Consider the following 22059-nt stretch of genomic DNA (forward strand, 5'->3'; position numbering starts at 1 on the left):
CGGCCGCCGGAGAACGATCATGAGTCAAGGTGTCGAGTTCAATCGCCTGATGTTGGAAATGCGCTCCATGCAGATGGAGGCCATGGCCAAGCAGAAGCCGCCTGCCATTAGCGCGCCGGAGCCGGGTGCGCCGAGTTTCTCGGAAATGCTCGGTCAGGCGGTGGGCAAGGTGAGCGAAACCCAGCAGGCCTCGAACCAATTGGCCACTGCCTTCGAGATGGGCCAGGGCGGCGTCGACATCACCGACGTGATGATCGCCTCGCAGAAGGCCAGCGTTTCCTTCCAGGCCATGACCCAGGTGCGCAACAAACTGGTCCAGGCTTACCAAGACATCATGCAGATGCCGGTTTAACAGAGCGGAATTGAGTCATGGCTGAAGCAGTCGCTGTAAATATGCCCGCCACCACGGCGGCAGAACCGAAGAAACCCTTGCTCGGTTTGTCGTTCCTGGAAAACCTCTCCGACATGTCGATGCTGCGGCAGATCGGTCTGTTGGTCGGCCTGGCCGCCAGCGTGGCGATCGGTTTCGCCGTGGTGCTCTGGTCGCAACAGCCGGATTATCGGCCGCTCTTCAGCAGCTTGGCGGGGATGGACACCAACCAGGTCATCGAGACCCTCGCCGCTGCCGATATCGCCTACACCATCGAGCCGAACTCCGGCGCGCTGCTGGTCAAGTCCGAAGACTATGGCCGCGCGCAGCTGAAGCTGGCCGGTGCCGGCGTAGCGCCGAGCGATGGCAACATCGGCTTCGAGATCCTCGATCAGGAGCAGGGCCTGGGTACCAGCCAGTTCATGGAGGCCACGCGTTACCGTCGCGGCCTGGAAGGCGAACTGGCGCGCACCGTCTCCAGCCTGAACAATGTCAAAGGTGCCCGCGTGCACCTGGCCATTCCGAAGAGTTCGGTGTTTGTGCGCGATGAGCGCAAGCCGAGCGCCTCGGTGCTGGTCGAGCTGTACCCGGGGCGTACCCTGGAACCGAGCCAGGTCATGGCCATCGTCAACCTGGTCGCCACCAGCGTGCCGGAGTTGAGCAAATCGCAGATCACCGTGGTCGACCAGAAAGGCAACCTGCTCTCCGATCAGCAGGAAATGTCCGAGCTGACCATGGCCGGCAAGCAGTTCGACTACAGCCGGCGCATGGAAAGCCTGTTCACCCAGCGCGTGCACAACATCCTGCAGCCGGTGCTGGGTACGGGGCGCTACAAGGCGGAAGTGTCGGCGGATGTCGATTTCAGCGCGGTCGAATCGACCTCGGAAATGTTCAACCCGGACCAACCGGCCCTGCGCAGCGAGCAGCAGGTCAACGAACAGCGCTCCAGCAGCCTGCCGCCGCAAGGCGTGCCGGGTGCCCTGAGCAATCAGCCGCCGGGCGCCGCCGCCGCGCCGGAGCAGGCCGCAGCGGCGCCGGCGCCGCCCGGTCCGATAGCCTCGGGCCAGCCACTGCTGGATGCCAATGGTCAACAGGTCATGGATCCGGCGACCGGCCTGCCGATGCTGGCACCTTATCCGGCGGACAAGCGCGAGCAGTCCACCCGCAACTTCGAGCTGGACCGTTCGATCAGTCACACCAAGCAGCAGCAGGGTCGCCTCAAGCGCCTGTCGGTGGCGGTGGTGCTCGACGATCAGGTCAAGATCAACGGCGAAACCGGGGAAACCACGCGTGCGCCCTGGAGTGCCGAGGAACTGGCGCGCTTTACCCGCCTGGTACAGGATGCCGTGGGTTTCGATGCCAGCCGTGGTGACAGTGTCAGCGTGATCAACACGTCGTTCACCACCGACCTGGCCGATATCGTCGAGCTGCCCTGGTACCAGAACGAGCTGTTCCTGATGGCCATGGGTGGGCTGAGACAGCTGGTGCCCGCGCTGCTGATCTTCATCCTGGTCTGGTTCGTCCTGCGCCCGGTGATGAAGAACATCGCCAACCCGAACAAAGGCGGGTCTGGTGCCGATGGCGATGTCGATCTGGGCGACATGGGCGGGCTGGACGGTGAACTGTCGGCCGACCGCGTCAGCCTCGGTGGTCCGCAGAGCATCCTGCTGCCGAGCCCCTCCGAGGGGTATGATGCACAATTGAACGCCATCAAGAGTCTGGTGGCAGAAGATCCGGGCCGCGTTGCCCAGGTCGTGAAAGAGTGGATCAACGCCGATGAGTAACGAAAACGTCCGCCTCACCAAACTGAGCAAGGTCGAGAAAGCCGCCATTCTTCTGCTGTCCCTCGGTGAAACCGATGCCGCGCAGGTGCTGCGTCACCTCGGACCGAAGGAAGTACAGCGGGTCGGCGTGGCCATGGCCGGTATGCGCAATGTCCAGCGCGAGCAGGTCGAGCAAGTGATGGGCGAGTTCGTCGACATCGTCGGCGACCAGACCAGTCTGGGGGTGGGCTCCGATGCCTATATCCGCAAGATGCTCACCGCCGCCCTGGGCGAGGACAAGGCCGGCAACCTGATCGACCGTATCCTCCTCGGCGGCAGCACCAGTGGTCTGGACAGCCTGAAGTGGATGGAACCGCGCGCGGTGGCCGACGTGATCCGTTACGAACACCCGCAGATCCAGGCCATTGTGGTGGCCTACCTCGACCCGGATCAGGCCGGCGAAGTGCTTGGCCACTTCGACCACAAGGTGCGCCTGGACATCGTCCTGCGCGTGTCCTCGCTGAATACCGTACAGCCGGCGGCGCTCAAGGAACTCAACCTGATCCTCGAGAAGCAGTTCTCCGGCAGCTCCAACACCACCCGCGCCAACCTAGGTGGGGTCAAGCGGGCGGCGGATATCATGAACTTCCTCGACAGCTCGATCGAAGGCCAGCTGATGGATTCGATCCGCGAAGTCGACGAAGACCTGTCGACCCAGATCGAAGACCTGATGTTCGTCTTCGACAACCTCGCCGATGTCGACGACAAGGGCATCCAGGCGCTGCTGCGCGAGGTGTCGTCCGATGTGTTGGTGCTGGCGCTCAAGGGCGCCGACGAGGCGATCAAGGAAAAAGTCTTCAAGAACATGTCCAAGCGTGCAGCCGAGCTGCTGCGCGACGACCTGGACGCCAAGGGGCCGGTTCGCGTCAGCGACGTCGAGACCGCGCAGAAGGAAATCCTCACCATTGCCCGTCGCATGGCCGAGTCTGGCGAGATCGTTCTCGGCGGCGCGGGCGGCGAAGCGATGATCTAAGCGGCGGATACCGGCATGGCCCCCAAGGAAGCCCCCAGCGAGCTGATTCGCGCCAAGGATGTCGGCGGTTTCGATCGCTGGGCCTTGCCCAGCTTCGATCCCGCCGTGGAAGTGCCGGCCGAGCCGGAGCCTGAACCGGTTGCCGAGCCGGAGTCACAGCCGCAGATGGAAGAAGTCGCCATCGAGGAAGTCAAACCGCTGACGCTCGATGAGGTCGAGGCGATCCGCCAGGATGCCTATAACGAAGGTTTTTCCACGGGCGAGAAGGACGGCTTCCACGCCGGCCAGCTCAAGGCCAAGCAAGAGGGCGAGGCAGCCCTGGCGCTCAAGGTCAAGAGCCTGGAGCAGCTGATGAGCCAGTTGCTGGAGCCGATCGCCAACCAGGATCAGGAGCTGGAGCAGGCCTTGATCAACCTGGTCAGCCAGATGACCCGCCAGGTGATCCAGCGCGAGCTGACGACCGACTCCAGTCAGATTCGCAGCGTGCTGCGCGAGGCCCTGGTTCTGCTGCCGATGGGCGCCAGTAATATTCGCATTCATATTCATCCGCAGGATTTCGAGCTGGTCAAAGCCCTGCGCGAGCGCCATGAAGAAAACTGGCGGATTGTCGAGGACGAATCCCTGCTGCCTGGCGGTTGCCGGGTGGAGAGCGAGCACAGCCGCATCGACGCCAGTATCGAGACGCGTATGGCGCTGGCGCTCAAGCAGCTCTTCGAGCAGCAGCGCACGCAAGTGACCAGCCCGCCCGAGGCGGATATCCATGTGGACCTGGACATAGCCGATGCGCCTTGAGCGGATCAGCTTCGCCAAGCGTCTGGCTGGCTACAGCGAGGCCGTCGAGCTGCCGAGCCAGCCGGTGGTCGAGGGGCGGCTGCTGCGCATGGTTGGTCTCACCCTGGAGGCCGAAGGCCTGCGTGCGGCGTTGGGCAGCCGCTGCCTGGTGATCAACGACGACAGTTACCACCCGGTGCAGGTGGAGGCCGAGGTGATGGGCTTCTCTGCCGGCAAGATCTTCCTGATGCCGGTCGGCAGCCTGGCGGGGATTGCCCCGGGCGCACGGGTGGTGCCGCTGCCGGATGCTGGGCGCCTGCCGATGGGCATGTCGATGCTCGGCCGCGTGCTCGATGGCGCCGGGCGCGCCCTGGATGGCAAGGGCGGGATGAAGGCCGAGGACTGGGTGCCGATGGACGGCCCGGCGATCAACCCGCTTAATCGCCACCCGATCAGCGAGCCGCTGGATGTCGGCATCCGCTCGATCAATGGCCTGCTCACCGTCGGCCGCGGCCAGCGTCTGGGCCTGTTTGCTGGTACCGGTGTGGGTAAGTCGGTGCTGTTGGGCATGATGACCCGCTTCACCGAGGCCGACATCATCGTCGTTGGTCTGATCGGCGAACGCGGTCGCGAGGTCAAGGAATTCATCGACGAGATTCTCGGCGAGGAGGGCATCAAGCGCTCGGTGGTGGTCGCTTCGCCCGCCGACGACGCGCCATTGATGCGTCTGCGCGCCGCCATGTACTGCACGCGGATCGCCGAATATTTCCGCGACAAGGGCAAGAACGTCCTGCTGCTGATGGACTCATTGACCCGCTTCGCCCAGGCCCAGCGCGAAATCGCCCTGGCCATCGGCGAGCCGCCGGCGACCAAGGGCTATCCGCCCTCGGTCTTCGCCCGCCTGCCCAAACTGGTGGAGCGTGCCGGCAATGCCGAAGCCGGCGGCGGTTCGATTACCGCGTTCTACACCGTGCTTTCCGAGGGTGATGACCAACAGGACCCGATTGCCGACGCCGCCCGTGGCGTGCTCGACGGTCACTTCGTGCTGTCACGTCGGTTGGCCGAGGAGGGGCATTACCCGGCCATTGATATCGAAGCCTCGATCAGTCGGGTCATGCCGCAGGTGGTGAGTCCGGAACACATGCGCCAGGCCCAGCGTTTCAAGCAGCTGTGGTCGCGTTATCAGCAAAGTCGCGACCTGATCAGCGTCGGCGCCTATGTGCCGGGCGGTGATGCCGATACCGATCTGGCCATCGCGCGCCAACCGGCCATGGCGCGCTATCTGCGTCAGGGCCTGCACGAGAGCGAAGGGCTCGACGCCAGCGCCATGCAGTTGAGCCAGGTCTTCAATCCCACGGCGCAGGCCTGATAAATGGCCAATAGTCGTGCCGCGCGCCTGGCGCCGGTGGTTGAGATGGCCGAGCGGGCCGAGCGCGAGGCCGCCCGTCAGTTGGGCCATTGCCAGGGCCTGTTGGGCAAGGCCGAGGCGCAACTCGGCGAACTCGAACGCTACCGTGGCGACTACCAGCAGCAATGGATCACCGAAGGCCGCCAGGGCGTGTCCGGGCAGTGGCTGATGAACTACCAGCGCTTCCTCTCGCAACTGGAAACCGCCATTGGTCAGCAGCATCAGAGCGTCAACTGGCACCGCGAAAATCTGGCCAAGGCGCGCAGCATCTGGCAACAGCGCTATGCTCGTTTGGAAGGCCTACGCAAGCTGGTGCAACGTTACCTCGATGAGGCGCGCCTGGCTGAAGACAAGCGCGAGCAGAAACTGCTCGACGAGCTGGCCCAACGCCTGCCTATGCGTGATCAACGATGATCGCGGTTGCTCGCTGTGACAGCCGGTGCTAAATCTGTCGCAGCACAGCACATACAAATAACAAGGAGTGCTTCATGAGCATCAGCGCACTGCCCTCGAATGACGGACAGGAACTGACCATTCAGATTCAGGGGCGCTTCGATTTTTCGGCGCACCAGGAGTTCCGCGACGCCTACGAGCGCGTGAATCTGACTCCCAAGCGCTATGTGGTGGATCTCAAGGCCGCCACTTACCTCGACAGTTCGGCGCTGGGCATGCTCCTGCTGCTGCGTGACCATGCCGGTGGCGACCATGCGCGCATCAGCCTGGTCAACTGCAATCCGGACGTGCGCAAGATTCTGTCGATTTCCAACTTCGAACAGCTGTTCCAGATCGGCTGAGCCCGCATGCCGACGCGTTTGTCCATTCTGATTGCCGAGGACAACGCTGCGGATCGCATGCTGCTGTCCACCATCGTCAACCGTCAGGGGCATCGCGCGCTGACCGCCAGCAATGGTCTGGAGGCGGTCATGCTGTTCGAGCAGGAGCGTCCGCAGCTGGTGCTGATGGATGCGCTGATGCCGGTGATGGATGGTTTCGAGGCGGCGCGGCGGATCAAGGCATGCGCCGGCGAGTCACTGGTGCCGATCATCTTCCTCACCTCGCTGACCGAGAGCGAAGCGCTGGTGCGCTGTCTGGAGGCGGGCGACGACTTCCTCGCCAAACCCTACAACCGGGTCATTCTGGAAGCCAAGATCCGCGCCATGGATCGCCTGCGCCGTTTGCAGGATACGGTCATGCGTCAGCGCGACCTGATCGCCAAGCACAACGAGCACCTGCTCACCGAGCAGCGGGTGGCCAAGGCGGTATTCGACAAGGTGGCGCATTCGGGCTGCCTGAATGCGCCAAACATCCGCTACCTGCAGTCGCCCTTTGCCCTGTTCAACGGGGATCTGCTGCTGGCAGCCTTCAAACCTTCGGGTGGCATGCATGTGCTGCTCGGCGATTTCACCGGCCATGGCTTGCCGGCGGCCATCGGTGCGATGCCCCTGGCCGAAGTGTTCTACGGCATGACCGCCAAGGGATTTTCCATGGCGGAAATCCTTCGCGAGATGAATGCCAAGCTCAAACGCATCCTGCCGGTGGGCGTGTTCTGCTGCGCGACCCTGCTCAACCTGAGCTTCCAGCGCCGGGTGGTGGAAGTGTGGAACGGTGGCTTGCCCGATGGCTATCTGTACCACACGGCTACTGGCGAGCGCACCGCCCTGGTCTCGCGCCACCTGCCGCTGGGGGTGCTGGAGTCTGCCAGTTTCAATGACCACTACGAGGTGCATCCGCTGGCCTTGGGCGATCGGCTGTTCCTGTTCTCCGATGGGGTACTGGAAACCTGCGACAGGGACGGGCAACTGTTCGGCGAGGAGCGCCTGCAGGCGGTTTTCGAGGGGCAGCATCCTGCCGAGCGCCTGTTCGACGAGATCCAGCTGGCGCTGACGGCGTTCCGGGGTGAGGCTCAGGACGATGTGAGCATGATCGAACTCAGCCTGATCGAGGAGGTCGGGTTGACTCGGCCAGCGTTGGCGTTCTCCGATAGCGGCCTGAGCAGCCCGCTGGATTGGTCGGCCAGTTTCGAGTTCCGCGCGCAAACCCTCAAGCGCTTCAACCCGCTGCCTTTCCTGTTGCAGCTGCTGCTCGAAGTGCAGGGCCTGCGCGCCCAGGGCGGGGCGCTGTATACGGTGCTGGCCGAGCTGTACTCGAATGCCCTCGAACATGGTGTGCTGGGCCTGGACTCGGCGCTCAAGTGCAATGCAGAGGGCTTTGCCCGGTACTACCAGCAGCGCGCCACGCGCCTGGCCGCACTGGAGGACGGCTATGTGCGCTTTCATCTGGAGCTCGTGCCGCAGGCCGATGGCGGGCGTTTGCGGGTGCGGGTCGAAGACAGTGGCTGTGGCTTCGATGTCGCCGGTGCGCTGGATTGCACGCAGCTGAGCGCCGGGCTCAGTGGTCGGGGTTTGCGCCTGGTGCGCCAACTGACCCAGCATTGCGAGTGGTCGGCGGACGGTCGCGGGGTAAGCGTGGAGTTCTGCTGGTCGGCTCAGGCATAATCGCCGCTCGTGATCAAGGAGTGAGCTGGTGTCCGACCTCCACCTCGACAACAATGTGCTGGCAGCCCTGCAGGATGTCATGGAAGACGAGTATCCGGTGCTCCTGGATACTTTTCTGGCCGACTCCGATGAGCGCCTGCGCAGCCTTAAGCATGCCCAGCAGGCTGCAGATGCACAGGCCCTGCGCCTGGCCGCGCACAGCTTCAAAGGCAGTTGCAGCAACATGGGCGCGCCGCTACTGGCTGGCCTGTGCAAGCAGCTGGAAGAGGCTGCGCGTCGCGAACAACTGGATGTGGCGCCAGGGCTGATCGAGCAGGTCGAGCGCGAGTTCGCCATCGTGCGCATCCTGTTTCGCGCCGAGCGCCAGCGTTACCGCTAGTTTCCGCTCTCTATTTCTCCCTCTTTGGCATGTTCTCGGTGGCCTACCAAGAATCTGGCCCGCTGCTTGCTATATCCCGGTACGACCCAACCAAAACGGAGAGTACCCATGTCCGTTGCACCGGATTTCCTGTTACAGACCGCGCCCGATGTGCGGCCCAAGGCCGCCGTGCCCAAGCCTCCTTCTAATGCGCCAGAACCCGTCAAGAATGAGGCTTCCAGCTTTGCCGAAGTGTATGCCAAGGAGCGTCAGAGCAAGGTGGCTGAGCGCAAGGAGGCAGCGGCCAAGTCTGGCGCGCAGTCGGCTGACGAGGGCAAGTCGGCAGAGCCAGCGGCTGAGGAGGCGGTCACGGAGCAGCCAGTCGTTGCCGATAGCGGCAAGGCCTTGCCGGAGGAGGGGGTGGCAGAGGAAGCGTCGACCCTCGACCCGCTGCTGTTGATGGCCATGGCAGGCCAGCTACCAGTAGAGGAGGTTGCAGAAACAGTGGTGGAGGGTGGGAGCCTGGTGGTCCCTGAAGGCGAGGCCGCCAGCGATACAGCGCTGCCAACCCTGCTGCCTACCACCCCGACGGTGAACAGCGCCGCGCCGGCAACACTCACCGAGGCCAGTCATGATCCCGAGCTGGATATGCTCAACAGTCTGCCTGGCGTGCGTATGGCGCTGGAGATAGGGGCGCAAAATCAGGCGGCGGCTCAGCAGCAGTTGAGCCCAGGCGCCCTGGCGGCGCAGCAAGCGGTCAATCCGAGTGAGGGCTTTGCCAATGCTCTGGCGGCAATGGCAGGTGACGCCGTACCCGCCGAAGAGGGCGAAGGCAGCGAGCTGGATGCGGCGGAACTGCTGGGCGAGACTGTGGAAAGCAGCCTGCCGGGTGTGCGTGAGGGGCAGACGGACGCACGCGCCGATGCCCTGGCCAGCAAGCTCAGCGCCTTGAGTCAGGCGATTTCCCAACAGAGCACGGGTGCACAGCGTTTGCCGCTGGTACCGGGACAGGCAGTCGCCATGCAGCAAGGCGCATGGAGTGAGGCGGTGGTCGACCGGGTCATGTGGCTGTCCAGTCAGAACCTCAAGTCGGCGGAGATCCAGCTCGACCCGGCTGAGCTGGGGCGCCTGGAAGTGCGCATCGAGATGAACAAGGATCAGGCCGCCCAGGTGACCTTCATCAGTGCCAACGCCAACGTGCGTGACCAGCTGGAAGGGCAGATGCAGCGCCTGCGTGACATGTTCACCCAGCAGGGCATGGGGCAACTGGATGTCAACGTTTCCGATCAGTCGCTGGCTCGCGGCTGGCAGGGCGGGGGGGAGGACTCACAGCGTCAGTCCGGCCGCTCCGGTGGTTCCGGCGGGGAGGGCGAGGATGAATTGCTCAGTGGCATCAGCGAGGTTCGCAGCCCCACTAGCAGCGCTCCGCGTGGTTTGGTGGATTACTACGCCTGACCTGTTGCACCTCGCTTCACGGTAAAAAATTGCGCCCGGTGCTGAGAAAAGCACCGGGCGCCGTCGTTTTCGGGTGACACGCGGTCTGTGCCTTGGTATATCGGCAGGCTGTGTCGGCGGGCGCTTGAGCAGCTATTTTGTTTACAAGATGGCATAACACTTGCTCCTAAGCCTTTGACCGCAGACAAAACCCTGATCAGCGACGGATTTTTGGCATGGCAAAGAAACAAGCGCCGCAACCTACAACAGATGGCGACAAACCGGCTGGCAAGAGCAAGTTGAAGCTCATCATCCTGATCGGGGTGGCGCTGCTGCTGGCTATTGGCCTGTCCGTGGGGGCCACGCTGTTCCTGCTGGGCAAGGGCGATAGCAAGGCGCAAGAGGGGGAGGTTGCCGAGGAAGGCGCTGCCGAGTCTGCTGCCCCCGTCAAGAAGCTGGCTATTTATGAGCAGATAGCGCCGGCTTTCATCGTCAATTTCAACCACCAGGGCCGGCAACGCTACATGCAGGTCAGTGTGGCCCTGATGGCCCGTGATCAGGCTGAACTGGATGCCCTGAAAGTGCATATGCCGGTGCTGCGCAACCGTCTGGTGATGATGTTTTCCGGTCAGGACTTCGCTACCTTGCTCACCCCGCTGGGCAAGGAAATGCTGCGCCAACAGGCCACCACCACGGTGCAGGAGTTGGCGCAGAAGGAAACCGGGAAAATGGTGGTCGAACAGGTGTTGTTCACCAATCTAGTGTTGCAGTAGGCGGGAGTTACACATGGCCGTACAAGACCTGCTGTCACAGGACGAAATCGATGCGCTGCTGCATGGCGTCGACGACGGCCTGGTCGAGACCGAAGACGAGGCTGAGCCTGGCAGCGTCAAAAGCTATGACCTGACCAGCCAGGACCGCATCGTCCGTGGGCGCATGCCGACCCTGGAGATGATCAACGAGCGTTTTGCCCGTTACACCCGCATCAGCATGTTCAACCTGCTGCGCCGCTCGGCCGATGTGGCCGTGGGTGGCGTGCAGGTGATGAAGTTCGGCGAGTACGTGCACTCGCTGTACGTGCCGACCAGCCTCAACCTGGTGAAGATGAAGCCGCTGCGTGGCACCGGGCTGTTCATTCTCGACGCCAAGCTAGTGTTCAAGCTGGTCGACAACTTCTTCGGCGGCGATGGCCGTCATGCCAAGATCGAAGGCCGCGAATTCACCCCGACCGAGCTGCGCGTGGTACGCATGGTGCTGGATCAGGCCTTTGTCGACCTCAAGGAAGCCTGGCACGCGGTAATGGACGTCAACTTCGAGTACATCAACTCGGAAGTGAACCCGGCGCTGGCCAACATCGTCAGCCCCAGCGAAGTGGTGGTCGTGTCGACCTTCCATATCGAGCTGGATGGCGGCGGTGGCGACCTGCACATCACCATGCCGTATTCGATGATCGAGCCGATCCGCGAGATGCTCGACGCCGGTTTCCAGTCCGATGTCGACGATCAGGACGAGCGCTGGATCAAGGCCCTGCGCGAGGACATCCTCGACGTCAATGTACCGCTGGGCGCCACCGTGGCCCGCCGCGAACTCAGGCTGCGCGACATTTTGCATATGCAGCCGGGCGATGTGATACCGGTGGAACTGCCGGAAAGCATCATCATGCGCGCCAACGGCGTGCCGGCGTTCAAGGTCAAGTTGGGCGCGCACAAAGGCAACCTGGCCATGCAGGTAATCGAACCTATCGAGCGTTTGCGTTAAGCAGGCGCCAGGGCCTGGTATGACCAGGCCTGTCCTAATAAATAGCCCGCCGAGGAATAGCGATGGCAGACGAAGAAGAAGGCACCTCCCCCGAGGAGCAGGCACTGGCCGATGAATGGGCTGCGGCATTGGCCGAATCCGGCGATGACGCCGCGCAGGACGATATCGATGCGCTGATGGCTCAGGGCGGCGGTGGCGCGGCAGAACCGGCGGCACCGCGGGTGGCGATGGAAGAATTCGGCGCCGGGCCCAAGCTCGGTAATGGCCCGGTCAGCCTGGACGGACCGAACCTGGACGTGATCCTGGATATCCCGGTGTCGATCTCCATGGAGGTCGGCAGCACCGATATTTCCATCCGCAACCTGCTGCAGCTCAACCAGGGCTCGGTGGTGGAACTCGATCGCCTGGCGGGCGAGCCGCTGGATGTTCTGGTCAACGGCACGCTGATCGCCCATGGCGAGGTGGTGGTGGTCAACGAGAAGTTCGGCATCCGCCTGACTGACGTGATCAGCCCCAGCGAGCGCATCAAGAAGCTGCGCTGAGGCGACCATGCACAGACTCTTCGGGTTGCTGCTGGCCCTGCCATTGATGGCTCTGGCTGAAGCACCGGCTACCCCCGTTGCTCCAGCGGTGACGCCGATGGCCGCCGCCGGAATCGGCGGCCAGTTGGTGCAACTGTTGCTCGGCCTACTGCTGGTGATCGGCCTGATCTTCGCCCTGGCCTGGGTCATGCGCCGGGTGCAGCAGTTCGGCCCGCGCGGTGGGCAGGCGATCAAACTGGTGGCCAGTCAGGCACTCGGTCCGCGTGACCGTTTGCTGCTGGTGCAGGTGGGCGGCGAGCAGATTCTCCTCGGCCTCAGTGCCGGGCGCATCACCCCGCTGCATGTGCTCAAGGAGCCGGTGCTGCTCAGTGAGGCCGAACCGGCCACCCCGGAGTTTGCCCAGCGCCTGATGGAGCTGCTCGGCAAGGATCAGCAGGGCCCCAAGGACAAGGACAAGACATGAGCGTCTGGCGCATTCTGCTGACCCTGCTGTTGGCACTGGCGGCACCGCTGGCGTTCGGCGCCGATGATCCGTTGTCGCTCAAGGCGATTACCCTGAGCACCAACGCCGAAGGGCAGCAGGAGTATTCGGTCAGCCTGCAGATCCTGCTGATCATGACCGCGCTGAGCTTCATCCCGGCGTTCGTCATGCTGATGACCAGCTTCACCCGGATCATCATCGTGTTTTCCATTCTGCGTCAGGCCCTGGGCCTGCAGCAGACGCCGTCGAACCAGATCCTGATCGGCCTGGCCTTGTTCCTGACCATGTTCATCATGGCCCCGGTATTCGACAAGATTAACCAGGATGCCCTGCAGCCCTACCTCAACGAGCAGTTGCCGGCGCAGCAGGCGATTGCCAAGGCCGAGGGGCCGATCAAGGAGTTCATGCTGGCGCAGACCCGTGCCTCCGATCTGGAGCTGTTCGTGCGTTTGTCCAAGCGTACCGACATCCTTTCGCCGGAGCAGGCGCCGCTGACCATCCTGATCCCGGCGTTCGTCACCTCCGAGCTGAAAACCGCGTTCCAGATCGGTTTCATGATCTTCATCCCGTTCCTGATCATCGACATGGTGGTGGCCAGTATCCTCATGGCGATGGGTATGATGATGCTCTCGCCGCTGATCATCTCGCTGCCGTTCAAGATCATGCTGTTCGTCCTGATCGATGGCTGGGCGTTGATCATGGGTACCCTGGCCGGCAGTTTCGGCACCCTATAGCGAGGCTGACATGACTCCGGAAATTGCCGTTGACCTGTTCCGCGAAGCGCTCTGGCTGACTGCCATGATCGTCGGCCTGCTGGTCATGCCCAGCCTGCTGGTGGGCCTGCTGGTGGCCATGTTCCAGGCCGCCACGCAGATCAACGAACAGACCCTGAGCTTCGTCCCGCGTCTGCTGGTGATGCTGCTTACCCTGATCTGGGCCGGACCCTGGCTGGTGCGCCAGCTGATGGAGTACACCCAGAACCTGATCCAGAACATCCCGCTGTTGATCGGCTGATGCTCGAACTGACCAACGCCCAGATCGGCGGCTGGCTGGGGCAGTTCCTCCTGCCGCTGTTCCGTATCGCCTCGATGCTGATGGTCATGCCGGTGATCGGTACCCAGCTGGTGCCCGCACGGGTGCGCCTGTACCTGGCGCTGGCGATCTGCCTGGTGCTGGCGCCGACCCTGCCGCCGATGCCGCAGGTCGACTCGGTGAGCCTGCAGTCGATGCTGCTGATTGGCGAGCAGGTGCTGATCGGGGTGATGTTCGGTTTCATCCTGCAGCTGTACTTCCACCTGTTCGCCGTGGCCGGGCAGATCATCGCTATCCAGATGGGCCTGGGCTTCGCCTCCATGGTCGATCCGGCCAATGGCGTGTCGGTACCGGTACTCGGCCAGTTCCTGCTGATGCTGGTGACCTTGTTGTTCCTCGCCATGAATGGCCATCTGGTGGTGTTCGAGGTGCTCGCCGAAAGTTTTGTCACCTTGCCGGTGGGGCAGGGTCTGCTGGTCGATCATTACTGGGAACTGGCCGGCAAGCTCAGTTGGGTGCTGGCTGCGGGCTTGTTGCTGTCGCTGCCGGTGGTGATCGCCCTGCTGGTGGTCAACCTGGCCTTCGGCGTGATGACCCGTGCGGCGCCGCAGCTGAACATTTTCTCCATTGGTTTTCCGCTGACCCTGGTGCTGGGGCTGGTCATTTTCTGGCTGGGCACCGCCGATTTCCTCGCCCATTTCCAGGTGTTCACCAGCGAGGCCCTGCAACTGCTGCGCGAACTGGCGCGGGTGAGGTAACGCATGGCTGAAAGCGAGAGCGGTGCCGACAAAAGCGAGGAACCCACTAGTAAGCGCCTGGAAGAGGCGCGCAAGAAGGGCCAGATCGCCCGTTCCCGGGAGCTCAACACCCTCGCGGTGACCCTCGCCGGTGCCGTGGCGTTGCTGATGTACGGCGGGCAGATGGGCGATGCCCTGCTCGACATCATGCGCGCCAATTTCGCCTTGCCGCGCGAGGTGCTGCTGGATGACCGCAGCATGGCGCTGTACCTGCTGGCGGCGGGCCAGGCCGCGCTGGAAATGATGCAGCCGTTCCTGATCGTGCTGCTGATTGCCTCCATCATCGGCCCCATCGCCCTGGGCGGCTGGCTGTTCTCCATCGAAGCGCTGCAACCCAAGGCCAGCCGGATGAATCCCTGGGAAGGGCTCAAGCGCATGTTCTCGACCAAGGCGCTGGTCGAGCTGCTCAAGGCCCTGGCCAAATTCGTGATCATCCTGCTGGTGGGCCTGGCCGTGCTCTCGGCGGATCAGGACGATCTGTTGGCGCTGGCCAATGAACCGGTCGAATCGGCCATCCTGCATGGCGCCCTGATCGTCGGCCAGAGCACCCTGTGGCTGGCCTGTGGCTTGATTCTGATTGCCGCCGTGGATGTGCCGTTCCAGCTCTGGGATGCCAAGCAGAAGCTGATGATGACCAAGCAGGAAGTGCGCGACGAGTACAAGGACAGCGAGGGCAAGCCCGAGGTCAAGTCGAAGATCCGCCAGTTGCAGCGGCAGATGGCCGAGCGGCGGATGATGCAGCAGGTGCCGGAGGCCGACGTGGTGATCACCAACCCGACGCACTTCGCCGTGGCCCTCAAGTACGACCCGGCCAAGGGCAATGCGCCGGTGCTGCTGGCCAAGGGTGGCGACTTCCTGGCGCTGAAGATTCGCGAGATCGCCCAGGAGCACAAGGTCACCCTGCTGGAATCACCCGCCCTGGCGCGGGCGGTGTACTTCTCCACCGAAATCGATCACGAAATTCCCGCCGGCCTCTACCTGGCCGTGGCCCAGGTGCTGGCCTACGTCTACCAACTGAAGCAGTTCCGCGCTGGCAAGGGCAAGCGCCCGAGCCCGTTGAACAACCTGCCGATCCCGCCGGATCTGCGCCGCGACGAGTAGTGCGCTGTACGTTCGTCGCCTGCCTTTGACAGCTCTGCCGTGCGACCTACACCTGCTAGTAGGTCGGTGGCCTTGCCGTTGCCGTGGTACTGAACCTGAACGGAGTCAGACCAACTGTATCGGAGAGCCTCATGGCCAGAATTGCCCTCACCAGCGCCCTGCGCGGCGAATACGAACACCTCTTCAATAGCTGCCAGATCCGCCCGGCCAAGGCCGGCGAGGTCGAAGCCCTGATCGACAAGCTGAATGGCAACCGCCCGCGCTACCAGCAGGTAGGCCAGGCGCTGGGCATTCCCTGGGGCTTCATCGCGGTGGTGCACAACATGGAAAGCGGGCAAAGCTTCAGCGGTCACCTGCACAACGGCGATCCCCTGACGGCGCGTACCGTGCAGGTACCCGCCGGGCGGCCAAAGACCGGCAATCCACCGTTCCCCTGGGAAGAGAGCGCCGAAGATGCCTTGCTGCTGAAGAAGCTGGGCGCTATGACCGACTGGAGTCTGGCCGGCACGCTCTACCAGTTGGAGTTGTACAACGGCTTCGGCTATCGCCTGCACCACCCGCATGTGCTGACGCCTTATCTGTGGAGCTATTGCAACCACTACAGCAGCGGTAAATACGTGGCGGATGGGACTTGGTCCGACAGCGCGGTTTCCAAGCAATGTGGCGCCGCTGTGTTGCTGCGGCGCATGGCCGAGCGCGGCCTGGTCGAGTTCGCCGATCAGCCCAAACCAGAGGCGGCAACCGGGCCGTTGGTGGTGGCCTACTCGATGAGTGCCTGCGCCGATCCACTCGAGACGCGGCGGGTCGAGGCGCTACAGGGTTGGCTGAATACCTTCCCGGGGATCTTCGTCAAGGTCGACGGCATTCCCGGCAAGCGCACCTCTGAGGCTTACCAACGGGTGACCGGTGGCTACCTGCCGGGCGATCCACGGGTGCGTCAGCGCATTGCCGCCTAGCCCCTGAGCCGCCCAGCAGCCCGCAGGGCGGCCCATGCTCTGCGGGCGCTGCAGGCTCGTCGAGCAAGTTGGAATGCTTCTTGCCATAACTCCAGCACGGCGCGCTTTCGCGTCAAAAGATTGAATAGGCTGGGGAAAACAAGTGGCAGTGGATCGCGCGCAAATCATCGGTGACGTACGCACCAACCTGTCGGGGTTACGCCACGGCAACCTGGGCATCCCGCTGATGCTGCTGGTCATGCTCGCCATGGTCATGCTGCCGATCCCGCCATTCCTGCTCGACGTGCTGTTCACCTTCAGTATCGCGCTGTCCATCGTGGTCCTGCTGGTGGCGATCTATTCCCTGCGCCCGCTGGATTTCGCCGTATTCCCGACGGTGCTGCTGGCCGCGACGCTGCTGCGTCTGGCGCTGAACGTGGCGTCCACGCGGGTGGTGTTGCTGCACGGTCAGGACGGTCACGATGCCGCCGGTAAGGTGATTCAGGCCTTTGGTGAGGTGGTGATCGGCGGTAACTACGTGGTCGGTGCGGTGGTGTTCGCCATCCTCATGATCATCAACTTCGTGGTGGTCACCAAGGGTGCCGGGCGTATTTCCGAGGTGAGCGCGCGCTTCACCCTGGATGCCATGCCTGGCAAACAGATGGCCATCGACGCCGACCTCAACTCCGGCCTGATCGACCAGCCGGAAGCCAAGCGCCGGCGTACCGAAGTGTCCCAGGAAGCCGACTTCTATGGCTCGATGGACGGTGCCAGCAAGTTCGTCCGCGGCGACGCCATTGCCGGTCTGCTGATTCTGTTCATCAACCTGATCGGCGGCGTCGCCATCGGCATGTTCCAGCACGATCTGTCCTTCGGCGATGCAGGGCGCATCTACACCTTGCTGACCATCGGTGACGGCCTGGTGGCGCAGATTCCCTCGCTGTTGCTGTCCACTGCGGCGGCGATCATGGTCACCCGCGTGTCGACCTCGGAAGACATGGGCGCCCAGGTAAGCCGGCAGATGTTCGCTTCGCCACGCGCACTGGCGGTTGCCGCGGCCATCATGATCGCCATGGGCCTGGTGCCGGGCATGCCGCATTTCTCCTTCATCAGCCTCGGCCTGGTGGCCGCTGGCGCTGCCTACTGGATCGCCAACAAGCAGCGCAAGGGCAAGGAAGAAGAGGTCAAGGAAGTCCAGCGCCAGCAGGAACTGCTGCCGGCGCAGCGCTCCCCGGAGGTCAAGGAGCTGGGCTGGGATGATGTCACCCCGGTGGACATGGTCGGCCTGGAGGTGGGTTATCGTCTGATCCCGCTGGTCGATCGGGCCCAGGGCGGGCAGCTGCTGGCGCGGATCAAGGGGGTGCGCAAGAAGCTCTCCCAGGAGATGGGCTTTCTGATGCCCTCGGTGCATATCCGCGACAACCTCGACCTGCTGCCGAATGCCTACCGTTTGACCCTGATGGGCGTCAGCGTGGCCGAAGCCGAGGTGTACCCGGAACGCGAACTGGCGATCAACCCGGGGCAGGTGTTCGGCACCCTCAACGGCATTGCCGCCAAGGACCCGGCGTTCGGCCTGGAGGCGGTGTGGATCGACCCGACCCAGCGCGACCAGGCGCAATCGCTTGGCTACACGGTGGTCGACGCCAGTACCGTAGTCGCCACGCACCTCAACCAGGTGCTGCACAAGCACGCCCACGAACTGCTCGGTCATGAGGAAGTGCAGCAGCTGCTGCAGCTGCTGGCCAAGAGCTCGCCGAAGTTGGCCGAAGAGCTGGTGCCGGGCCTGGTGTCGCTGTCGACCCTGCTTAAAGTGTTGCAGGCTTTGCTGCAGGAGCAGGTGCCGGTACGCGACATTCGCACCATCGCCGAAGCCATCGCCAATGTGGCGCCAAAGAGTCAAGATCCCGCCGCGATGGTCGTCGCGGTGCGTGTCGCGCTGGCTCGTGCAATCGTGCAAAGCGTTGTGGGACTAGAGCCCGAGCTGCCTGTGATCACTCTGGAACCCAGGTTGGAACAGATATTGCTCAATAGCCTGCAGAAGGCCGGTCAGGGCTCCGAGGATGGCATCCTCCTCGAACCTGGCATGGCCGAAAAGCTGCAACGCTCCCTGGTGGAAGCGGCGCAGCGCCAGGAAATGCTCGGCAAACCGGTGATCCTGCTGGTAGCCGGCCCGGTTCGGGCGATGCTCTCGCGTTTTGCGCGGCTCGCGGTACCCAGCATGCATGTCCTGGCTTATCAGGAAATACCGGATAACAAGCAGGTCACGATCGTTGCCACGGTCGGCCAGAACTGAGGGTTCTAAGCCATGCAAGTCAAACGCTTCTTCGCCGCCGATATGCGTCAAGCCATGAAACTGGTGCGCGATGAGCTGGGCGCCGACGCTGCCATCATCGGCAACCGTCGGGTGGCCGGCGGTGTCGAGCTGACTGCCGCGCTGGACTATCAGCTGCCGGCCGAGCCGGTGCGCCAGCCCAACCCGGCGCTGGAAGCCGAGCTGCGCAAGACCCAGGCGAAGATCGCCACTGCCCAGGCCGACCTGAGCAGCCGGGCGAGTGCCGATGAGCGCAAGGATCGCCAGCTGTTCGCCAACGAATCGATCATTGCCCCGGAGCTGCCGGCCTCGATGGTCAAACCGCAGCGCCCGGCAGCCCCGCAGGCGGCCCCCGTGGCTGCTCGCCCGAGCGCCGACCAGGGCGCCATCGATGCCATGCGCTTTGAGCTGCATGGCCTGCGTGAACTGATCGAAGTGCAGCTGGGCTCGATTGCCTGGGGCCAGCTGCAGACCCGCAAGCCGCAACAGGCCAATCTGTGGCGTCGCCTGCAGCGCATGGGCCTGTCCGCTGAGCTGTCCAAGGCGCTGCTGGAACGTGTCGGCAAGGTGGCCGAACCGCGCCAGGCCTGGCGCATGCTGCTGGCGCATCTGGCCCACGCGATCAAGACGCCGAAAGTCGAGCCGTTGGAAGAGGGTGGGGTGATCGCCCTGGTTGGCCCGGCCGGCATGGGCAAGACCACCACCCTGGCCAAGCTGGCGGCGCGCTACGTACTCAAATACGGCTCGCAGAGCATTGCCCTGGTGAGTATGGACAGCTTCCGCATCGGTGCCCAGGAGCAGCTGAAGACTCTCGGGCGTATCCTCAATGTGTCGGTGACTCAGGTCGATCCGGGCCAGTCGCTGGTTCAAGCTCTGGCACCGCTGGCGCGCAAGCGCGTGGTGCTGATCGATACCGCCGGCCTGCCAGCCAACGATCCGGCTCTGCGCATGCAGCTGGAAAGCCTCGCAGGGCGCGGCGTGAATGCCAAAAATTACCTGGTGCTGGCCGCCACCAGCCAGAGCCAAGTGCTCAAGGCGGCCTACCATAGTTATAAGCGCTGCGGTCTGTCCGGTTGCATCCTGAGTAAACTGGATGAAGCCACCAGCCTTGGCGAAGTTTTAGGGCTGGCTATCAGCCAGCATCTACCGGTAGCCTATCTGACTGATGGGCCGAAGATTCCGGACGATGTGCAGGTGCCGCGCAGCCACCAGTTGGTGAGTCGCGCCGTCAGCCTGCAAACCACGGAAGATCCGAGCGAAGAAGCCATGGCAGATGTATTCGCCGGTCTGTACCACAATCCGGCCAGGCGGGCGGGTTAGGGCAGGCAGTAGCGGTCAAGGCGATCTAGTGTTGAGGAAAGGTCGGTGTAGTTGCCCGATCAGCCCAGTCCAGGCAAGACAAGGTGTGTAGAAAACATGGGTAGTTTGCATCCCGTACAGGTGATTGCAGTGACCGGCGGCAAAGGTGGCGTCGGCAAGACCAACGTGTCGGTGAATCTGTCACTGGCGCTGGCCGATCTCGGCCGTCGGGTCATGCTGATGGACGCCGACCTCGGCCTGGCCAACGTCGATGTGCTGCTTGGCCTCACGGCCAAGCGCACCCTGGCCGACGTGATATCCGGCGAGTGCGACCTCAAGGACGTACTAATCCCGGGGCCCGGCGGCATTCGTGTGGTGCCGGCCGCTTCCGGCACGCAGAGCATGGTGCAACTGACGCCCATGCAGCATGCCGGCCTGATCCAGGCCTTCAGCGACATCAGCGACAACCTCGACGTGCTGGTGATCGATACCGCTGCCGGCATCGGTGATGGCGTGGTCAGCTTCGTTCGCGCCGCCCAGGAAGTGATAGTCGTGGTCTGCGATGAACCGACCTCGATCACCGACGCCTATGCCCTGATCAAGCTGCTCAACCGCGATTACGGCATGAGTCGGTTCCGTGTTCTGGCCAATATGGCCCACAGCCCGCAGGAAGGTCGCAACCTCTTTGCTAAGCTGACTAAAGTGACTGACCGTTTCCTCGATGTGGCCCTGCAATACGTGGGTGCCGTGCCGTACGACGAGTCAGTCCGCAAGGCCGTGCAGAAGCAGCGCGCGGTCTATGAAGCTTTCCCGCGCTCGAAGTGCGCACTGGCGTTCAAGGCGATCGCCCAGAAAGTCGACACGTGGCCCTTACCGGCCAACCCGCGCGGCCATCTGGAGTTTTTCGTCGAACGTTTGGTGCAGCAACCGATCGCGGGAACGGCGGTATGACAGCAGCAGCCAGTGGACTCCGTATGTACAACAAGGCGCAGGCGCAGGATTCCCAGCACCAGCTGATTGAGCGCTACGGGCCGCTGGTCAAGCGTATTGCCTACCATCTGCTGGCACGGCTACCGGCCAGTGTTCAGGTGGATGATCTGATCCAGGCCGGCATGATCGGCCTGCTCGAAGCCTCGAAGAAATATGACGGAGGCAAGGGCGCCAGTTTCGAAACCTACGCCGGTATCCGCATCCGTGGCGCCATGCTCGACGAGGTGCGCAAGGGCGACTGGGCACCGCGCTCGGTACACCGCAACACCCGCATGGTCAGCGACGCAATCAGAAAGATTGAAGCCCGCACGGGTCGAGACGCTAAAGATCAAGAGGTTGCGGCCGAACTCCAATTGAGTCTCGAGGATTACTACGGCATTCTTGGCGACACTTTGGGCAGCCGCCTGTTCAGTTTCGACGACCTGATGCAGGACGGTGAACATGGCGGCATGCATGAAGACACCGGGAGCACCCAGACCGAACCCCTGCATGAGCTGGAAGACGAGCGCTTCCAGTCGGCGCTGGCTGAAGCCATCGCCAACTTGCCGGAGCGCGAACGCCTGGTTTTGGCGCTGTACTACGACGAAGAACTGAATCTCAAGGAAATCGGTGAGGTCCTGGGAGTCAGTGAGTCCCGTGTCAGTCAACTGCACAGCCAGTGCGCCGCACGTTTGCGTGCGCGTCTGGGTGAGTGGCGGGCCAGCTGAAGGGCTACCGGTTTCATGATTGCGGCGTCTCCGGGGGCCGGTGACGTTTAAGACTGTACGGAGGTCGACTTGGACAAGAACATGAAAATCCTCATCGTTGATGACTTCTCGACGATGCGACGGATCATCAAGAACCTCTTGCGTGATTTGGGATTTACCAATACCGCCGAGGCGGATGACGGGGTGACCGCATTGCCGATGCTGCAGAGTGGCAGCTTCGACTTTCTGGTGACCGACTGGAACATGCCCGGCATGACCGGCATCGACCTGTTGCGCGCGGTGCGTGCCGACGATCGCCTGAAAACCCTGCCGGTGCTGATGGTGACGGCCGAGGCCAAGCGTGACCAGATCATCGAGGCCGCGCAGGCCGGGGTGAATGGCTACGTGGTCAAGCCGTTCACGGCTCAGGTGCTGAAGGAGAAGATCGAAAAGATCTTCGAGCGGGTTAATGGCTGATGTTCGCCACGAGGGCGC

Annotated in this window: 24 protein-coding genes; all 24 read left to right on the forward strand. The window is 63.1% G+C overall.

Going from position 1 to position 22059, the window contains the following annotated elements:
* Window positions 1–19 precede the first annotated feature (19 nt).
* The 24 genes from fliE to HNE05_RS09210 all read left to right on the forward strand — a co-directional run bounded on the left by fliE (window position 20) and on the right by HNE05_RS09210 (window position 22041).
* Window positions 20–352: a flagellar hook-basal body complex protein FliE gene (gene fliE, locus HNE05_RS09095; RefSeq protein ID WP_173205926.1), complete on the forward strand. Its 333-nt coding sequence runs from the start codon at window positions 20–22 to the stop codon at window positions 350–352.
* 119 nt (window positions 353–471) lie between these two features.
* Window positions 472–2154 carry a flagellar basal-body MS-ring/collar protein FliF gene (gene fliF, locus HNE05_RS09100; RefSeq protein ID WP_420827005.1) on the forward strand — a complete coding sequence of 561 codons (1683 nt, stop codon included), beginning with the start codon at window positions 472–474 and terminating at the stop codon, window positions 2152–2154.
* Window positions 2147–3166 carry a flagellar motor switch protein FliG gene (gene fliG / locus HNE05_RS09105; protein ID WP_173205931.1) on the forward strand — a complete coding sequence of 340 codons (1020 nt, stop codon included), beginning with the start codon at window positions 2147–2149 and terminating at the stop codon, window positions 3164–3166. Before fliF ends, fliG begins: the two co-directional genes overlap by 8 nt.
* A gap of 15 nt (window positions 3167–3181) precedes the next feature.
* Entirely contained in the window at window positions 3182–3958 is a 777-nt protein-coding gene (gene fliH / locus HNE05_RS09110) for a flagellar assembly protein FliH (RefSeq protein ID WP_173205933.1), read from the forward strand.
* Entirely contained in the window at window positions 3948–5306 is a 1359-nt protein-coding gene (fliI, locus tag HNE05_RS09115) for a flagellar protein export ATPase FliI (protein WP_173205935.1), read from the forward strand. The genes fliH and fliI overlap by 11 nt, the downstream gene beginning before the upstream one ends.
* Before the next feature lie 3 nt (window positions 5307–5309).
* Window positions 5310–5759: a flagellar export protein FliJ gene (gene fliJ, locus HNE05_RS09120; protein ID WP_173205937.1), complete on the forward strand. Its 450-nt coding sequence runs from the start codon at window positions 5310–5312 to the stop codon at window positions 5757–5759.
* Between the two features lie 74 nt (window positions 5760–5833).
* On the forward strand, window positions 5834–6139 hold the full coding sequence (locus HNE05_RS09125) for an STAS domain-containing protein (RefSeq protein ID WP_173205939.1): 306 nt from the start codon (window positions 5834–5836) through the stop codon (window positions 6137–6139).
* A gap of 6 nt (window positions 6140–6145) precedes the next feature.
* Window positions 6146–7840: a fused response regulator/phosphatase gene (locus tag HNE05_RS09130; protein WP_173205941.1), complete on the forward strand. Its 1695-nt coding sequence runs from the start codon at window positions 6146–6148 to the stop codon at window positions 7838–7840.
* 28 nt (window positions 7841–7868) lie between these two features.
* Entirely contained in the window at window positions 7869–8219 is a 351-nt protein-coding gene (locus HNE05_RS09135) for an Hpt domain-containing protein (RefSeq protein WP_173205944.1), read from the forward strand.
* Between the two features lie 108 nt (window positions 8220–8327).
* Window positions 8328–9653: a flagellar hook-length control protein FliK gene (locus HNE05_RS09140; protein ID WP_173205947.1), complete on the forward strand. Its 1326-nt coding sequence runs from the start codon at window positions 8328–8330 to the stop codon at window positions 9651–9653.
* A 215-nt stretch (window positions 9654–9868) separates the two neighbouring features.
* Window positions 9869–10405 carry a flagellar basal body-associated protein FliL gene (gene fliL, locus HNE05_RS09145; RefSeq protein WP_173205950.1) on the forward strand — a complete coding sequence of 179 codons (537 nt, stop codon included), beginning with the start codon at window positions 9869–9871 and terminating at the stop codon, window positions 10403–10405.
* Between the two features lie 13 nt (window positions 10406–10418).
* Complete coding sequence (gene fliM / locus HNE05_RS09150) at window positions 10419–11390, forward strand: flagellar motor switch protein FliM (protein ID WP_173205953.1); 972 nt, start codon at window positions 10419–10421, stop codon at window positions 11388–11390.
* 62 nt (window positions 11391–11452) lie between these two features.
* Window positions 11453–11932, forward strand: coding sequence for a flagellar motor switch protein FliN (gene fliN / locus HNE05_RS09155; protein WP_173205955.1), 480 nt, complete (start codon window positions 11453–11455; stop codon window positions 11930–11932).
* Between the two features lie 7 nt (window positions 11933–11939).
* Complete coding sequence (gene fliO, locus HNE05_RS09160) at window positions 11940–12395, forward strand: flagellar biosynthetic protein FliO (protein WP_173205958.1); 456 nt, start codon at window positions 11940–11942, stop codon at window positions 12393–12395.
* Window positions 12392–13147, forward strand: a complete 756-nt coding sequence (gene fliP / locus HNE05_RS09165) for a flagellar type III secretion system pore protein FliP (protein WP_173205961.1) — start codon at window positions 12392–12394, stop codon at window positions 13145–13147. Before fliO ends, fliP begins: the two co-directional genes overlap by 4 nt.
* A gap of 10 nt (window positions 13148–13157) precedes the next feature.
* Window positions 13158–13427, forward strand: a complete 270-nt coding sequence (gene fliQ, locus HNE05_RS09170) for a flagellar biosynthesis protein FliQ (protein WP_173205964.1) — start codon at window positions 13158–13160, stop codon at window positions 13425–13427.
* Window positions 13427–14203 (forward strand): flagellar biosynthetic protein FliR, encoded by a 777-nt coding sequence (fliR, locus tag HNE05_RS09175; protein WP_173205967.1) that lies wholly within the window; start codon window positions 13427–13429, stop codon window positions 14201–14203. The genes fliQ and fliR overlap by 1 nt, the downstream gene beginning before the upstream one ends.
* A gap of 3 nt (window positions 14204–14206) precedes the next feature.
* Entirely contained in the window at window positions 14207–15343 is a 1137-nt protein-coding gene (flhB, locus tag HNE05_RS09180; protein ID WP_173205970.1) for a flagellar biosynthesis protein FlhB, read from the forward strand.
* A 131-nt stretch (window positions 15344–15474) separates the two neighbouring features.
* Window positions 15475–16299: a hypothetical protein gene (locus tag HNE05_RS09185; protein ID WP_173205973.1), complete on the forward strand. Its 825-nt coding sequence runs from the start codon at window positions 15475–15477 to the stop codon at window positions 16297–16299.
* A gap of 148 nt (window positions 16300–16447) precedes the next feature.
* A complete protein-coding gene (gene flhA, locus HNE05_RS09190; protein WP_173211639.1) occupies window positions 16448–18571 on the forward strand; it encodes a flagellar biosynthesis protein FlhA in 2124 nt (707 codons plus the stop codon).
* A gap of 12 nt (window positions 18572–18583) precedes the next feature.
* On the forward strand, window positions 18584–19909 hold the full coding sequence (gene flhF, locus HNE05_RS09195) for a flagellar biosynthesis GTPase FlhF (RefSeq protein WP_173205976.1): 1326 nt from the start codon (window positions 18584–18586) through the stop codon (window positions 19907–19909).
* A 96-nt stretch (window positions 19910–20005) separates the two neighbouring features.
* Complete coding sequence (fleN, locus tag HNE05_RS09200) at window positions 20006–20839, forward strand: flagellar synthesis regulator FleN (RefSeq protein ID WP_173205979.1); 834 nt, start codon at window positions 20006–20008, stop codon at window positions 20837–20839.
* Window positions 20836–21585, forward strand: coding sequence for an RNA polymerase sigma factor FliA (gene fliA / locus HNE05_RS09205; RefSeq protein ID WP_173205982.1), 750 nt, complete (start codon window positions 20836–20838; stop codon window positions 21583–21585). Before fleN ends, fliA begins: the two co-directional genes overlap by 4 nt.
* 81 nt (window positions 21586–21666) lie before the next feature.
* Complete coding sequence (locus HNE05_RS09210) at window positions 21667–22041, forward strand: chemotaxis response regulator CheY (RefSeq protein ID WP_090254048.1); 375 nt, start codon at window positions 21667–21669, stop codon at window positions 22039–22041.
* The last annotated feature ends 18 nt before the right edge of the window (window positions 22042–22059 follow it).

This window comes from Pseudomonas campi, from assembly GCF_013200955.2.
GTDB lineage: Bacteria > Pseudomonadota > Gammaproteobacteria > Pseudomonadales > Pseudomonadaceae > Aquipseudomonas > Aquipseudomonas campi.